The 15,612-nt window shown below is 65.9% G+C and carries 11 protein-coding genes; 2 read left to right on the top strand and 9 right to left on the bottom strand.

Annotation, left to right across the window (positions count from 1 at the left end; genetic code table 11):
• Positions 1-55: 55 nt before the first annotated feature.
• From pncB to ACM0M4_RS24600, 7 genes are all read right to left on the bottom strand, one after another.
• Complete coding sequence (gene pncB, locus ACM0M4_RS24630) at positions 56-1,252, bottom strand: nicotinate phosphoribosyltransferase (protein ID WP_003102657.1); 1,197 nt, start codon at positions 1,250-1,252, stop codon at positions 56-58.
• 137 nt (positions 1,253-1,389) lie between these two features.
• Complete coding sequence (mexW, locus tag ACM0M4_RS24625; protein ID WP_003112762.1) at positions 1,390-4,446, bottom strand: multidrug efflux RND transporter permease subunit MexW; 3,057 nt, start codon at positions 4,444-4,446, stop codon at positions 1,390-1,392.
• Between the two features lie 50 nt (positions 4,447-4,496).
• Positions 4,497-5,627 carry a multidrug efflux RND transporter periplasmic adaptor subunit MexV gene (gene mexV / locus ACM0M4_RS24620; RefSeq protein ID WP_003116198.1) on the bottom strand — a complete coding sequence of 377 codons (1,131 nt, stop codon included), beginning with the start codon at positions 5,625-5,627 and terminating at the stop codon, positions 4,497-4,499.
• Positions 5,628-5,796: 169 nt separating this feature from the next.
• A complete protein-coding gene (locus tag ACM0M4_RS24615) occupies positions 5,797-6,891 on the bottom strand; it encodes a DUF1513 domain-containing protein (RefSeq protein ID WP_003094019.1) in 1,095 nt (364 codons plus the stop codon).
• Positions 6,892-6,901: 10 nt separating this feature from the next.
• Positions 6,902-7,966: an imelysin family protein gene (locus tag ACM0M4_RS24610; RefSeq protein WP_003102644.1), complete on the bottom strand. Its 1,065-nt coding sequence runs from the start codon at positions 7,964-7,966 to the stop codon at positions 6,902-6,904.
• Positions 7,967-7,975: 9 nt separating this feature from the next.
• The gene (locus tag ACM0M4_RS24605; RefSeq protein ID WP_003094015.1) at positions 7,976-9,397 is read right to left on the bottom strand and encodes a di-heme oxidoredictase family protein; all 1,422 of its coding nucleotides are present in this window, start codon (positions 9,395-9,397) and stop codon (positions 7,976-7,978) included.
• Positions 9,398-9,559: 162 nt separating this feature from the next.
• Complete coding sequence (locus ACM0M4_RS24600; RefSeq protein ID WP_221345443.1) at positions 9,560-10,900, bottom strand: imelysin family protein; 1,341 nt, start codon at positions 10,898-10,900, stop codon at positions 9,560-9,562.
• Between the two features lie 193 nt (positions 10,901-11,093).
• On the opposite strand from ACM0M4_RS24600, the gene ACM0M4_RS24595 reads away from it, so the two are divergent.
• Positions 11,094-11,666: a LemA family protein gene (locus tag ACM0M4_RS24595; protein WP_003094011.1), complete on the top strand. Its 573-nt coding sequence runs from the start codon at positions 11,094-11,096 to the stop codon at positions 11,664-11,666.
• Position 11,667: 1 nt separating this feature from the next.
• The gene (locus ACM0M4_RS24590) at positions 11,668-12,570 is read left to right on the top strand and encodes a GIDE domain-containing protein (RefSeq protein ID WP_054380008.1); all 903 of its coding nucleotides are present in this window, start codon (positions 11,668-11,670) and stop codon (positions 12,568-12,570) included.
• Here ACM0M4_RS24590 and bifA read toward each other — a convergent pair whose 3' ends face one another.
• On the bottom strand, positions 12,571-14,634 hold the full coding sequence (bifA, locus tag ACM0M4_RS24585; protein WP_003094007.1) for a cyclic-di-GMP phosphodiesterase BifA: 2,064 nt from the start codon (positions 14,632-14,634) through the stop codon (positions 12,571-12,573).
• Positions 14,635-14,814: 180 nt separating this feature from the next.
• Positions 14,815-15,396, bottom strand: a complete 582-nt coding sequence (gene sodB / locus ACM0M4_RS24580; protein ID WP_003094005.1) for a superoxide dismutase [Fe] — start codon at positions 15,394-15,396, stop codon at positions 14,815-14,817.
• Positions 15,397-15,612: the final 216 nt, after the last annotated feature.

Here is a 15,612-nt window from a genome sequence, read left to right as displayed (position 1 = left end):
GCCGAATAAGGGCCAGGCCTCATGCGCCACCTTGCCGCAGCGCGCCAGGCTTGCCCTAGGCGACCTGGAACACGTGCTTGAGGTAGTGGATGAAGTCAGGGTCCCGGCATTGCGCCTTGCCGGGCGTATCGGAGATCTTCGCCACCGGATGGCCGTTGCAGGCGCTCATCTTCACCACGATGTTCATCGGCTCGACGCCCGGCAGGTCGCAGGTGAAATGCGTGCCTATGCCGAAGCTGACGTTGATCCGGCCCTGCAGCGCGCGATAGATCTTCAGGGCCCGTGGCAGGTCGAGGCCGTCGGAGAACACCAGGGTCTTGGTCAGCGGGTCGATGCCCAGCTTGAGGTAGTGGGCGATGGTCTTTTCCGCCCACAGCAATGGGTCGCCCGAGTCGTGGCGGAGGCCGTCGAAGAGCTTGGCGAAATAGAGGTCGAAGTCGCGCAGGAAGGCATCGGTGGTGATGCAGTCGGTCAGCGCGATGCCGAGCAGCCCACGGTATTCGCGGACCCAGCAGTCCAACGCGGCACTCTGGCTGTCGATCAGGCGCGGACCGAGCTGCTGGTGGGCCATCAGCCATTCGTGGGCCATGGTGCCGAGGGGCTTGAGGTCGAGCTTGCGTGCCAGGTGGACGTTGCTGGTGCCGACGAAGCAGCCCGGAAAGTCCTCCTTCAGACCGCTCACCACCGCCTCGTGGACCCGATAGGAGAAGCGGCGGCGGGTACCGAAGTCGGCCATCTTGAAGCCGGCCAGTTCCTCGGCGCTGGCCTCCCGGCGCAGCCAATCGAACTTTTCCTGCAGGCGTTCGCGCGCCTGCTCGACGGTGGCGGCCGGGTAGCGGGCGCGGTTGCGCACCTCGCTGATCATCGCCAGCAGCGGCACTTCGAAGAGGATCACGTGCAGCCAGGGACCTTTCAGGCGCAGGAAAAATTCGTCGTTCTCGATGCCGGTCTGCACGTAGCGCGGGTTGAAGCGGAACAACCCGAGGAAGCGGATGAAGTCCGGCGCGAGGAAGGGAATCCGTTCGAGGAAGGCCAGTTGCTCGTCGCTGATCGCCAGGCCCGCCAGGTATTCCAGTTGTTCGCGGATGGCCGGCAGGTACAGGCGCAGGTCTTCCTGGTTGCGGCAGCGGAACTCCCACTCCACCTCGGCGTTGGGATAGTTGTGCAGCACCGCCTGCATCATGGTCAGCTTGTAGAAGTCGGTATCCAGCAGGTTCTGCACGATACGTTCGGAAAAAGCGCTCTCGGCCATGCTCGTCTCACCACTGCGTTTCAGCGGGCAGTCTACTGGAGGCGGCTGCCGGCGGACATAGGATCGCGCCCGGAGGGCTGTGGGATGGGGCGACAGCGCCGGCGGACAGCGCTGTTGTCGCTGTCCGCCGTTTCCGATCAGTGTGCGTTTGCCGCTTGCGTCACGCCTGGCGGGGCATCCGGCCTGGCCACCAGGGTGTAGATGCACGGCAGGACGAACAGGGTGAAGAGGGTGCCCACCGACATGCCGGTCGCGATCACGATGCCGATGTCGAAGCGACTGACCGCCCCGGCGCCGGTGGCGAGGATCAGCGGGATCACCCCGAGCACCATCGCCGCGGTGGTCATCAGTACTGGCCGCAGGCGGATCGCGGCGGCCTGCTCGATGGCCTCGCGACGCCCCAGCCCCTGTTCGTGGCGCAACTGGTTGGCGAACTCGACGATCAGGATGCCGTGTTTGCTGATCAGGCCGATCAGTGTCACCAGGCCGACCTGGGTATAGATGTTCAGGCTCGACACGCCGAGGAACAGCGGTATCAGCGCACCGCAGATCGACAGCGGCACGGTGACCATGATCACCAGCGGATCGCGGAAGCTTTCGAACTGTGCGGCGAGGACCAGGAAGATGATCGCCAGGGCCAGTCCGAAGGTGACCAGCAATGCGCTGCCTTCCTGCACGTATTGCCGGGAAGCGCCGGCGTAGTCGACGGCGAAGCCACGCGGGGCTTCCTCGCGGGCGATCTGCTGAACCGTCTCGATGGCCTCGCCCATGCTGACGATGGGGAAGCCGGAGATGATCGCCGAGTTGAGCTGCTGGAACTGGTTCAGTTGCCGTGGCCGTGCCCGTTCGTGGGTCTCTATCAGGGTCGAGAGGGCGACCAGTTGGCCGTTGCGGCTCTTCACGTAGTAGCTGCCGAGCCAGCCGGGATTGTCGCGATAGGGGCGTTCGACCTGGGCGATGACCTTGTAGCTGCGCCCGTCGATGGTGAAGCGGTTGATCTCGCCCTCGCCGAGCAGGCTGGCCAGCGCCACCCCCAGGTCCTGCATGGAGACGCCCATCTGCGCGGCCTTCTCGCGGTCGATGTCGACCACCAGCTCGGGTTTGTCGAACGCCAGGTCGAGATCGAGGAAGGCGAACTTGCCGGACTCGCTGGCGCGCTGCTTCACCCGTTGCGCCACTTGCAGCAGCGACTCGTAGTCGTTGGCGGTGTTGAGCACGAACTGGAATGGCAGGCCCTCGCCGGTGCCCGGTAGCGACGGCAGGTTGAAGGCGAAGATCTGCACGCCGGGAATCTCGTTGAGCTTCGCCTGCACCGCATGGAGCAATTCCATCTGGCTCTTTTCGCGTTCGTCCCAGGGCTTGAGCAGCATGCCGCCGATGCCGGCCTGGACGCCGTTGTAGCCGTTGATCTGGAACGCCGAGTAATACTCCGGGAAGCTGCGGAAGATGCCTTCGAACTCGGCGGTGTAGCGATTCAGGTAGTCGAGGTTGGCGGTCTGCGGCGAGTTGGTCATGAGGAACACGATGCCCTGGTCCTCTTCCGGCGCCAGCTCCTTCTTGGTGAACATCAGCAGTACCGGGATCAGCGCCAGTACCAGCACGGCGAACACCAGGACCACCGGACGGGTGTCCAGGGTGCCGTGGAGGGCGCGCTGGTAGCGTTGCTTCAGGCCCTCGAAGATCAGGTCGAGGCGATGCGCCAGGCCCGAGGGATTCTCCTCGTGGCGCAACAGGCGCGAGCACATCATCGGCGACAGGGTCAGGGCGACGATCCCGGAAATGATCACCGCGCCGGCCAGGGTGAAGGCGAACTCCTTGAACAGGGCGCCGGTGAGGCCGGTGAGGAAGCCGATCGGCGCGTAGACCGCGGCGAGGGTGATGGTCATGCTGACCACCGGTACGGCGATCTCCCGCGCGCCCTCCAGGGCAGCCTCGAAGGGCGGCTTGCCCTCCTCGATGTGGCGGTGGATGTTTTCCACCACCACGATCGCGTCGTCCACCACCAGGCCGATGGCCAGGACCATCGCCAGCAGGGTCAGCAGGTTGATCGAGTAGCCCATGGCCTGCATGAAGAACAATACGCCGATCATCGACAGCGGAATGGTCACCACCGGGATCAGTACCGAACGGAACGCGCCGAGGAACAGGAACACCACCACGATGACGATCAGCACCGCCTCGCCGAGGGTCTTCACCACTTCATCGATGGAGGCCTGAATGAAGCGCGTGGCGTCGTAGGCGATGGACACCTTGAGGTTGGGCGGCAATTGCTCTTCCAGTTCGGGCATCTTCGCCCGCACTTCCTTGATCACGTCCAGCGGGTTGGCGCTGGGCGTGCCCTTGATGCCGATGTAGACCGAGGGAATCCCATTGAACGAACTGATCGCGTCGTAGCTGGCGGCGCCCAGTTCGACCCGTGCGACATCACCCATCAGCACCCGGCGGTCGCCGTCGGTCTTCACCGGGATGGCGGCGAAGGCCTGGGGCGACTTGAGGTCGGTGGAAGCATTGACGCTGGTGACCACCAACTGGCCCTTCACCTCGCCGGCGGCGGCGAGGAAGTTGTACTGCTGCACCGCCTGGTTGATCTCGCCGGCGGTGACGCCGAACGCGGCCATCTTCACCGGGTCCAGCCACAGGCGCATGGCGAACACCTGGTTGCCGAGGATCTCCGCCTCGGCGATACCGGGCAGGGTCGCCAGCTTGGGCTGGATCACCCGCGACAGGTAGTCGGTGATCTGCGGGTTGTTCATCTGCTCGCTGTAGAAGCTGATGTACATCAGCGCCGAGGCGTCCGCGGCCTCCTTCTGCAGCACCGGGTCCTCGGCGTCCGGCGGCAGCTGGCTCTTCACTTCGTTGGACTTGGCCAGCAGCTCGGTGACCAGGCGATCGGTATTGGCGCCGATCCGCGCGTAGATGGAGATGGTCGAATAGTTCTGCCGGCTCACCGAGGTCATGTAGTCGATGCCTTCGGCGCTGGCCAGGCTCTGCTGCAGCGGCTGGGTGATGTAGCCCTGGATGGTTTCCGCGTTGGCGCCGGCGTAGAGCGTGGTCACCGTGATCAGCGCGTTCTCCATTTGCGGATACTCGCGGATCACCAGCTTGCTGAAGGCCTGCATGCCGAGCAGGACGATCAGCAGGCTGACCACGCTCGCCAGGACCGGACGACGGATGAACGGATCGGTAAAAGCCATGTTTCAGTCCCTTGGCAAGCCTTCCGCCACGGAGTGGGAAGGCGCGCGACTCAGTGCTCTTGCTGGAGGTCCCGCTCGGCGACGATGGCCACCGCGGCGCCGTTGTCGAGCTTCAGTTGCCCGGAAGTCACTACCTGCTCGCCGCCCTCCAGGCCTTCGAGCACCACCGCCAGGCCTTCGCGGCGTTCGCCGATCCTGACGAAGCGGCGCTCGACGACCTGTTGCGGCTGGCCCTTGTCATCCTTCGACACCTGGCCCTGCTCGTCCTTCTTCTGCCCGACGACGTAGATCGAGTCGCCGTAGAGGGTGAAGGTGATCGCCGTCTCCGGCACCACGACGCGTTGTTCCTCGCCAGGCAACATCACCTCGAGGTTGGCGAACATGCCCGGCAGCAGCTTGCCGTCCGGGTTCTCCAGGGCAGCGCGGACCTGCAGGTTGCGGGTCTCGTTGTCGACCTTGGGGTTGATGGCGGCGATCTCGGCGTCGAACACCTGGCCGGGGTAGGCGGCGACCCGGACCTTCACCAGCTGGCCGCGGCTGAGCAGGGGGAAGTCCTGCTCGGGCAGGTGGAAATCCAGGAGCAGGGTGGAAAGGTCCTGCAAGGTGGCGATCGGCGTCCCGGGCGAGACGTAGTCGCCGACGTCCACCTGGCGGATGCCGATGGTCCCGGCGAAGGGCGCGAGCACGCGCTTCTTCGCCAGCGCCGCCTTCAGCTCGGCGACGGTGGCGCTGGTCTTGGCCCACTGCGCGGCGAGACGATCGAATTCGCTTTTCGAGATGGCCTTGCTGCCGATCAGTTCGCGGCCGCGCTGGTACTCGGCCCTGGCCAGGCCGAGATCGGCCTCGGCAGTGCGCAGGGTGGCTTCCTCGACGTCGCTTTCCAACTGGATCAGCGGTTGGTCCAGCTTCACCTGGTCGCCGGAAAGGAACAGTACGTCGCGTACCGTGCCGGAGACTTCGGCGGTGAGGGTCACGCCCTGGAATGCCTTGAGGCTGCCGATGGCTGGCAGGCGGCTCTGCCAGGGACGCTTTTCGGCCAGGCTGGCGGTCACGCTGATCGGCGGTTTCGGTGCGCTGAAAAGGGCGATCTGCTGACGGATGGAGTAGACCTTGTAGCCGGCGAGAATCGCCACCACGGCGATCACCGCGGCGAGCATGATCAACATGCGGCGGAGCAACATAATCCTGGTCCCTGGTATGCCGAGAGCGCCCCGTTTCGGGGCGAATCCGACACATTACGTGCAGCTTTCAGGGCTTGTCAAAGCACAGGATTGGCGAAAGATTTCAAGCGTGTTGCAGGTCGCTTCCGACTTTCGCGGACCGGTATGGCGAGAGGTTGATGCCGCGCTCTCAGGCCAGGTGCAGGTGGTTGTCCCAGAGGCCGGAAGGCAGCTCCAGCGGTTGCGCGGCGATGCGCTCGCCCTGGCAGTCGTAGAAGCGGCAACGGCCCTGTCCGGACGTGACGACGAAGCCGTTCTTCACCGCGCCCACGCCGGCGCAGTCCGGCAACGGCGCGTCGAGGCGTACGGCACCGCTGTCCAGGTCCCAGATGAAGAAACGGTTGCCGCGCGGGGCGGTCAGTGCCACCAGGCGCAGGTCGTCGTGGATCGCCACGCTGGCGGTGTACTGGGCCATCGCCAGGCGCTGCTCCTCGGCCACCGGGAAGGCTTCGAAGGGACGGCCGGGGCGCTTGATCGCCAGCAGGTCGGCATGTTCGTGGGCATCGCCCATGAACTGCTGGCCGGCGACGATGGTGCCGTCGCGACCGATCGCCAGGTGGCGGACGCTGTTCATCTGCTGCGCCAGGGTTTCCTTGGACAGCAGGTTGCCGTCGCGGCGCATCAGCACCAGGCTGGGCTCCATGGCGTCGAGGTTCATCTCGACCCGGCTTTCCGCCTCGGTGCGAATGCCGCCGTTGGCCACTACCAGGGTCTCGCCGTCGGGCATCCAGGAAACCTGGTGCGGCCCGAGGCCGTGAGTAGAGATCTCGCCGCTGTGCTGCAGTCGCTCGCCGTCGAAACGGTAGACGCCGAGCACGCCGCGACCGGGATCGGTAGTGTCGTTCTCGGTGGCGTAGAGCCATTCGCCGCTCTGGTGGAACACGCCGTGGCCGTAGAAGTGGCGGTCTTTCTGCGAGACCAGGGTCTGCAGCAGGCGACCGTCGTTCAGGTCGATCAGGTAGCTTTCGGTGCCTGGCCGGCGGGCGACGAACAGCGCCAGCGGCAGGCTCGGGTGCTGGACGATGTCGTGGCAGCGCTGGGCCACGCGGGTGGCGAACTGGCACTTGCCGTCCAGGCGGTAGCCCACCGCGTAATGCTGGCCATCGGCGTCGTCGCGCGCCGACAGCACCAGCGGTTGGCTACCCTGGCGGCTGAAGCTCCAGCCGCCGAAGGACAAGGCGCCGAGCAGCAGGCTGCCCAGGCCGATCACATGACGTCGCAGCATGGTGCCGACCTCAGTCGCCATCGTTGGCGTTGAAGCCCAGTTGCACGCCGAGGGCGCGGGCCAGATCGCCTTCGTGCAGGCGGTGGACCACGTTCAGGCTGTCATAGAGGGCGTTGAGCTGGTTGCGCCCGTCTTCGCTGGCGAGCAGTTCGGAGAGCGGTTTCTGTTCCAGCGCCGCCAGCTTCGCGTGGCTGTCGGCGTAGGCGGCGTCGATCTTGCCGGCCAGGTCCTTCTGTTCGGCCGGCAGCAGGGTCTTCAGGCCCTTGCCGTCGATACCTTCCCAGAGCGCCTGGGCGCCGCTCAGGCTGGCGTCCAGGCTGGCCAGCGAGGCGTTGCTGCGCCAGGCCTCGGCCTGGTAGGGCTGGGGAATGCCCTTGCTCTGCCGGCCCAGCGGAGTACCGAGTTTCTTCTTCAGCATGTCCAGGGCGGTGACCTGGACCCGCAGCAGCTCGGCGATCGCCTCGTGGGCGTCGGCATAGCGGTCGTTGGGGAACTTGCTCATCTGGGTGAGCATGCCGCCGTCGTTCTTCCAGCGCGCCAGGATGTCCTGGGCCAGTTGCTGCTGGTGGGTGCCGATGGCTTCCAGCAACGGGCAATAGCGGGCCTTGGTGGCGGCGTCGGCGAGGTCGATCTTGCTGTCGAAGAGGATGTATTCGTAGGCGGAGAGCCCCTGCACCACCACGCTGGCCTTGGCCAGGGCCGCGGCGTCGACCTGCGGGTTGTTCTTCAGCAACTGTTCGACCTGGCGCCCGACCAGATCCTTCTTGTCCGGCCAGAACTGCACCTGCCAGGCGCGGTTGCCCTCGGCCAGCGGGCCGATCAGCAGCGGTTGCAGCTCGGCCCAGGCCTTCTGCGCGGCGTGGAACGCGTCGCGGGCCTTGGCCAGGTCTTCCTTGCCCTGGCAGTAGGCCAGGGCGCTGCTGGCCAGGGCCTGGTCGGCCTCCACCCAGCGGCTGTAGGTCGGCAGGATCACCTGTTGCGCCAGGGCGGCACTGGTGACGGCCTGCGGGTCTTGCGGCGAACAGGCGCCGAGGGCGATGGCGAGGCTGGTCAAGAGCAGTCGTGGGCGGAACATGTGGGCTCCTCAGAGTGAATTCAGGAAGGCCAGCAGGGCGCTGCGCTGGTCGGCGTCGAAGCCGAGCACGTGCCGCTTGGCCGCTTCGGCTTCGCCGCCGTGCCAGAGGATCGCCTCCAGCAGATTGCGGGCGCGCCCGTCGTGGAGGAACTGGGTGTGACCGTTGACCGTTTCGGTCAGGCCGATGCCCCATAGCGGCGGGGTTCGCCAGTCCCGCCCGCTGGCGAGAAATTCCGGGCGATTGTCCGCCAAGCCGTCGCCCATGTCATGCAGCAACAGGTCGGAATAGGGACGAATCCGTTGGTTGGCCAGCTCCGGCTCGCTGGCGTCGGAACCGGTAGTGAAGGCGGGAACGTGGCAGGCCACGCAGTTGGCCTGGGCGAACAGGCGCTTGCCGGCCAGCACCTGCGGGTCGTCCACCTTGCGCCGCGCCGGGACCGCCAGGTTGCGGCTGTAGAACAGCACCTGGGCGAAGATGTTGTCGCTGACTTCCGGCTCGCCGCCGTCGGGCGCCCGGCGGCACTCGACCTGGGCGGCGCTGCAGTCGTCGTGGGGCAGCAGGCTGCTGGTCAGGCCCATGTCGTTGGCGAAGGCGTGCGCGTTCTGCTGCGGGATATCCGGCTGGCCGGCCTTCCAGCCGAAGCGGCCGAGCGCGGTGCGCTGCCGTGCGGCATCCCAGACCTGGTTGGCGCGCCCGCGGATACCGTCGCCGTTGCGGTCGTCCGGATCGGCATTGGCCAGGATCGCCTCTTCGGGAATCGCCTCGAGCAGGCCGAGGCCGATCATCGGCGGGGCGACGCGGGCGGAAAACATCGTCTGCGGATGCATCGGCCCATAGCCGAGCTGGCTGATCCGCAGGATCGGCTTGCGCAGTTCGACCTCGGTGCCGTCCTCGAACCTCACCTTCATCGGCTCGTAGTCCATCCGCACCTTGCCTTCCGGGGCGACGCCGGGAATGCCGACGTCCTGCAACTGGCCGCCGTAGGTCGGCTCGGGAATCACCCCCTGGTGCAACAGGGTCTTGCCGTCCGCAGGGCCGGCCGGGATCGACAGGCGTACCAGCATCGACACCGCGCTGACCGCGTCCGCTCCCGGCGGGTGGCCGCGGCCGTCCTTCACATGGCAGTTCTGGCAGGCGTTGGTATTGAACAGCGGTCCCAGACCGTCGCGCGCGGTGGTGGAGGAAGGGGCGATGACCCAGGGGTTGCGGAAGAAACTGTTGCCCACGCTGAAGTCCAGGCGCCGGCTCGGGGCGAGGTTGGCGGAGGGCAGGGAGAAGGCGTTGCGGTCGCTTTGCAGCACCGTGGTCGCGCCCCCGGACAGGTGTTCGCCGGGCTCGGCGCGCAGCGGTTCGTCGTCGGCGCCGCATCCGCCCAGAAGGAGCGCCGTCAGGAGACAGGCAAGCGGCATGGAAGGTGACGGCAACGACATCGGCGAACATCCCGGACTGCGTAGAAACAGCCCGCAAGCTTACCAGTTGGAGCTAATCAAAATAAGAGGGATTTGCGTTTGTAAAGGCCCGCGAAGTCCGCTTTCGAGGCCCTGAAACGCAGCGTGCGGCCATGGGCCGCACGCTGTTGGCGCAGGAAGGAATCAGAACTCGTGGTCGGCGTTGTCCGGCTTCAGGTCCTGGATACCCAGCTTGCCAGCGGCCTGCTCGATGGCGCCGGTCTGCTTGACCAGGGCGGCGATGGCGTCGCGGATCTTCTGCTGGCCGTCCTTGTTGTCCGGAGCGATCATCTGGTCAAAGTGCACGCCATCCTTCTCGGCGCTGTCGACGATGGCCTGCAGCTTGGCCTCGGTGTCGGCCAGGTCGGCCTTCAGGGTGTCGTTGGCGGCGGCGTCGGCCTTGGCGACCAGGTCGGCCAGGCTCGGGCCCTTGACCACGCTGCCGTCGATGCGCTTGTACTCGCCGAGGTAGATGTTGCGGATGCTCTTGCCGTTGAAGAACAGGGTGTGGTGGGTGTCGTCGCTGAAGCAGTCGTGCTCGTCTTCGGTGGAGTTGGCCTCCAGCGCGACCTTCATGCGCTCGCCGGCCAGTTCGCCGAGGGACAGGCTGCCCATGCCGAAGAACATCTTGCGCAGGCCGGTATCCACCGGTTCGGCTTCCAGCTTGGCGCGGTAGTTGTCGGCGACGCCGGCTTTCCACTGTCCGGCCATGTATTCGAGGTCGCTGACCAGCAGGTCGGTGACGGCCTTCAGGTAGGCGGCGCGACGGTCGCAATGGCCGCCGGTGCAGTCCTTGCCCTGGGCATAGTCGGTGGCGGGACGGTTGCCGGCGCCCGGACCGGTGCCGTTCAGGTCCTGGCCCCAGAGGAGGAACTCGATGGCGTGGTAGCCGGTGGCGACGTTGGCTTCGGAACCGCCCAGCTCGTTCAGGCTGGCCAGTTTCTCGCCGGTGATTTCCTTGACGTCGATCTTGTCTTCGCCGACCTGGATCTCGGTGTTGGCGACGATGTTGGCGGTGGCGCCAGGGTTGCCCAGGGCGTGCTGGTAGTCCTTGGCGACATAGTCGATCAGGCCTTCGTCCAGCGGCCAGGCGTTAACCTGTCCTTCCCAGTCGTCGATGATCGCGTTGCCGAAGCGGAAGGCTTCGCTCTGGGAGTAGGGGGTACGTGCGGCAAACCAGGCTTCCTTGGCGGCTTTCAGGGTCTCCGCGTCAGGCTTGGCGAGGAACGCGTCGATGGCTTTCTGCAGGTCCTTGGCGGTGCCCAGGGCGTCGGCGAAGGTGGCTTCGGCGAGGTCCGCGTAGTTCTTGATCACTGCCTTGGCGGCGGCCTCGTCGACCTTGGCGGCCGGGGCGGCGGCGGGCGCGGCGGGCTGCGTGCTGGCCGCCGGTGTTGCGGGCGCTTCGGCTTTCTTGTCGTCGCCGCAGCCGGCGAGGGAGATGGCGAGGGCCAGCAGACTGGCGGTGGCCAGGGGCATACGAGTCATGGCGGATTCCTTTGCTTTATTGGTGGCGTGCCGAAGCGGCGTGCGCTTGTCGGAAACACCCGCGAGGGCGTTAAAAAACTGCCACATAATGCGAAAGATTTGCATTTTTGAAAAGGGCGCAGCGTGATCGCCGTCGTGCCTGGACATGTCGGGCGCAGCTAGAATGCCAGCATATTCTTCCGGAGCTCCGTCCATGAGTCTGACCGCTATCGCTTTCTGGGTTGTCCTGCTGCTGCTCGCCGGCTACGCGGTGGTGCTCTACAACGGCCTGGTACGGCTGAAGCACGCCGTGGGCAAGGCCTGGGCCAACATCGACGTGCTCCTCAAGCAGCGCCATGACGAGCTGCCGAAGCTGGTCGAGGCCTGCAAGCAATACATGCAGCACGAGCGCGCCACCCTGGAGCGGGTCATCGCCGCCCGCAACGCCGTCGCCAGCGCCCGCGAGCGCGCCGACGTGAATGCCCTGGGCAAGGCCGAGAGCGGCCTGCGCGCCGGCCTGGGGCAGCTCTTCGCGCTGGCCGAGAACTACCCGCAGCTCAAGGCCAACGAAAGTTTCCAGTTCCTTTCCCAGCGCATCAGCGGCCTGGAGAACGGGATCGCCGATCGCCGCGAGCTGTACAACGAGGCGGTGAACCTGAACAACGTGCGCATCGAGCAATTTCCCGACCTGCTGATCGCTCGTGTCGCTGGCTTCAAGGCCGCCGAGCTGTTGCAGTTCAGCGAGGCGGAGAAGGCCGACGTCGATCTCAAGGCCCTGTTCGGCTGAGATGGACTTCGACCTGCGCTGGCTGTTCATCGCCGCCAGCCTAGGGCTCTGCGCCTGGGCCGGCTGGCAGTTCGTACACTGCCTTGCCCGGGCGCGTCTGCTCGGCGACGTACCGACCTCGCGGATCCGTTCGGCGGCGCAGGGTTTCGTCGAACTCTACGGGGTGCTAGAGGAGGGCCCGGAAGGCCCGCTGCAGGCTCCCTTGACCGGCAAGCCGTGCCTGTGGTGGCGCTACCGCATCGAAGTCGAGGAAAAGCGCAGCGGCCGCGAGAAGGCCTGGCGCACCGTCGACAAAGGTGCCAGCGAGTCGCCATTCGGCTTGAGCGATGCCACCGATGCCTGCCTGGTCGACCCACGCGGCGCCGAGGTGCGACCCTTGACCCAGCAGCGCTGGGAGGCTTTTCGCGAAGCACCGATCGATACCCTGCGACTGCTGGAGAGCTTCGGCACCCTGGTCGGCGGAGAGCGGCTCTACCGCTACACCGAGGAGCGCCTGCATGCCGGCGAGCCGCTCTATGCGCTGGGCGAATTCCGCAGCAGCGGTGGCGGTCGCCAGGGACTCGATGCCGAACGGGCGCAGGGTGCGGTGATCCGTGAATGGAAGGGCGATTTCCACGGGCTGCTGGCGCGCTTCGACAGCGACGGCAACGGCGAGCTGGACGAGCGCGAATGGAACCGGGTGCGCCTGGCGGCACGGCTGGAGGTCGAGGATCGGCATCGGGCAAGCAGCGCCGCGCCGACCCGCCACCGGCTCGGCAAGCCGGGGGAGGCGCATCCCTTCATTCTCTCCAGCCAGGGCGAGGACGATCTCGCCGTGCAACTGCGCCGCCAGGCGGCGGGGGCCGCGTTGCTCTGCCTGGGCAGCGCGCTATTGGCGGGCTGGCTGTTCAGCCGCCTGTTCTGATCAGGGCCGTTCGCTGCTGGTGGCCTGGCTCAGGCGTCGCGCCTGCTTGAGGTACTGGGTCAGTTCCCTGGCCGGCAGCGGCTTGCTGTACAGGTAGCCCTGACCTTCGTTGCAACCTTCGGCGATGATGTACGCCTCCTGCTCGGCGGTTTCCACGCCCTCGGCGATCACCTGCATGCCCAGGCTCTTGCCGAGCTGGATGATGGCGCGAACGATGGTCGCGTCGTCCTCGTCCTGCAGCAGGTCCTGGACGAAACTCTTGTCGATCTTGATCTTGTCCAGCGGCAGGCTCTTCAGGTAGCTCAGCGAGGAATAGCCGGTGCCGAAATCGTCGATGGCGATCAGCGCGCCGGCGCGGCGCAGGCTGAGGAGGTGCTGGGCGGCAGTGGAGATGTCCTCCATCAGGCCGGTCTCGGTGACTTCCAGCTCCAGGCTGCGCGCCGGCAGGCGGTAGACCTGCAGCAGGTTGCTGACCACCCGTGGCAGGGCGTTGTGGTGGAGCTGCACGGTGGAAAGATTGACCGCCATGCGCAGGTCGTCGAAGCCCTGGTCGTGCCATTCGCGCAACTGCCGGCAGGCCTGGTCGAGCACCCACTCGCCGATGCTGAAGATGCTGCCGTTCTGTTCCGCCAGCGGGATGAACAGGTCCGGCGGGACGAAGCCGTGCAACGGATGTTGCCAGCGCAGCAGCGCCTCGACGCCGACCACGCGGTGGTCGCGGTAGTCCACCTGCGGCTGGTAGACGAGGTGCAGCTCGTGGCGCTGCAGGGCGTCGCGCAGGTCCTTTTCCAGTTCCCGGCGGCGACGCATCTCGCTGTCCACGCTGGCGATGTAGAACTGGTAGCGGTTGCGCGAGCGGGTCTTGGCCAGGGTCATGGTCTGCTCGGCCTTCTGCAGCAGTTTCTCCGTGGTCTCGCCGTCCTCGGGGAACAGGGTGATACCGATGGTGGCGCGCAGGCGCACCTCGTGCTGGTCGATCTCGAACGGCGCTTCCAGGCCGTCGAGGATGCTCTGCGCCAGTTCGGCCGCCTCGTAGGGTTGCTCGATGTCGGCCTGGACCAGGGCGAACTGGTCGCCGCCCAGGCGCGCCAGCGAACCGAGCCGCGCGCTGTGCCCGCGCAGGCGGTCGGCGAGGGCGATCAGCAACTGGTCGCCGAGCTGGTAGGTGTACTGCTCGTTGATCCCCTTGAAATCGTCGAGGCCCAGGCACAGCACTGCCACCCGGCGCTGCTGGCGGCCGGCGCCGTCGAGGATCTGGTCGAGTTGCTGCTGCAGCAACTGGCGGTTCGGCAGGCCGGTGAGGAAGTCGTACTGGGAAATGCGCAGCAGGTTGTCCTCGGCCTCGCGGCGCAGGTGGCTGTTGCTTTCGATCGAGGCGAGCAACTGGTTGGCGGTGGTCACCCAGAGCCCCAGCTCGTTGCGTTCGTGCCCCTTGAGCAGCGGCAACTGGTGCTGGCTGGGGCGGTCGGGATTGATGCTGACCAGGTGTTCGATGATCTTCGACAGCGGCTTGGTCAGCATCCAGTGGTAGACCAGGAACAGCACCAGGCCCATGGCCAGGGCGCGGAGAATGCCGGAGATGAAGATGATTTCCGAAGTGGTGACGAAGTTCTCGCCGTAGGGCGCGGTGTCCAGGGTGATCTTCAGGTCGCCGTAGTATTCGCTATAGGGCGGGCGGCCGATCAGTCGAATGCTGAAGGTGCGTTCCTGGCCGAGGATCGGGTCGGTCAGCCAGCGCGTCGGCAGGTCCAGCAGCGGCCTGGATTTCTCCGCCAGCATCGGCTCGCCGGGATGGCCGATGCTCGCCTGGCGCACCGCCTCGTGCTGGAACAGGCCTTCGAGGACCTGCATCGCCATTTCCCGGTCGAGGCTGTAGACCGCCTGGGTGGAAGGGTCGCGGACCATCGCGAGGATGCGTTGGGCGTCGCTGCTCACCGCCTGCTTGGCCTTGTAGGCGTCGAAGACGATCTGCGCGCAACTGAGCACTACGCCAACGGCTAGCGCCGCCAGTAGCACGACACGCAGCAGCTTGAGCGAGAGGCTGTGTCGGGAGTCCAGTTTCAAGGGGCCTTCCTTGTTCGTCGCCAGGGCGAAAGACAAGCCGGTAGGAAGAGCTTGTTTACCTCAAGAGGCTATCACGAGCGAAGGTCTACCAGTTCCTGAGGGTAGACGATGGCTCCTGGACCGCAGATTAAAACGAAAAAGCCCGGCGAATGCCGGGCTTTTTCGTGGTTCTGATCAGACTCAGGCAGCGAAATTCTTCGCTACGAAGTCCCAGTTGACCAGGTTCCAGAACGCCTCGACGTACTTCGGACGCAGGTTGCGGTAGTCGATGTAGTAGGCGTGTTCCCAGACGTCGCAGGTCAGCAGCGGGGTGTCGCCGCTGGTCAGCGGGTTGCCGGCACCGATGGTGCTGGCCAGGGCCAGGGAGCCGTCGGCCTTCTTCACCAGCCAGCCCCAGCCGGAACCGAAGGTGCCGACGGAAGTCTTGGTGAACTCTTCCTTGAACTTGTCGAAGGAGCCGAAGGCGGCGTTGATGGCGTCGGCCAGGGCGCCGGTGGGCTGGCCACCGCCGTTCGGGCTCAGGCAGTTCCAGTAGAAGGTGTGGTTCCACACCTGGGCGGCGTTGTTGAAGATGCCGCCGGAGGAGCTCTTGACGATCTCTTCGAGGCTCTTGCCTTCGAACTCGGTACCCGGGATCAGGTTGTTCAGGTTCACCACGTAGGTGTTGTGGTGCTTGTCGTGGTGGTATTCCAGGGTTTCTGCGGAAATGTGCGGCTCAAGGGCGTTCTTTTCGTAAGGCAGCGGCGGCAATTCGAAAGCCATGGTGTCTCTCCTATTCTTCCTCAGGTCAGGACTGGCGCGGCTAGCGCGCGACCGGTTCACGGGGCCGGTCCGATGCCTGTCCGGGAGCCCGTCCTGGATCCCCGGGGGGACGTTCGGCGGAGCGCTCCGGAAAGGGCGCCGGGTGCGACTTGGAGCCTAGGCTCCCAGTGCCGCGAACTCCGGATCATAGCACCCGTGTCGGGGCATATCCACGCA

Origin of the sequence: Pseudomonas sp. 18-147, assembly GCF_051048045.1 — a bacterium.
GTDB classification, from domain to species: Bacteria; Pseudomonadota; Gammaproteobacteria; order Pseudomonadales; family Pseudomonadaceae; genus Pseudomonas; species Pseudomonas aeruginosa.
Note: the sequence above shows the minus strand (reverse complement) of the source record. Positions and strands in the feature narration are given on the sequence as shown.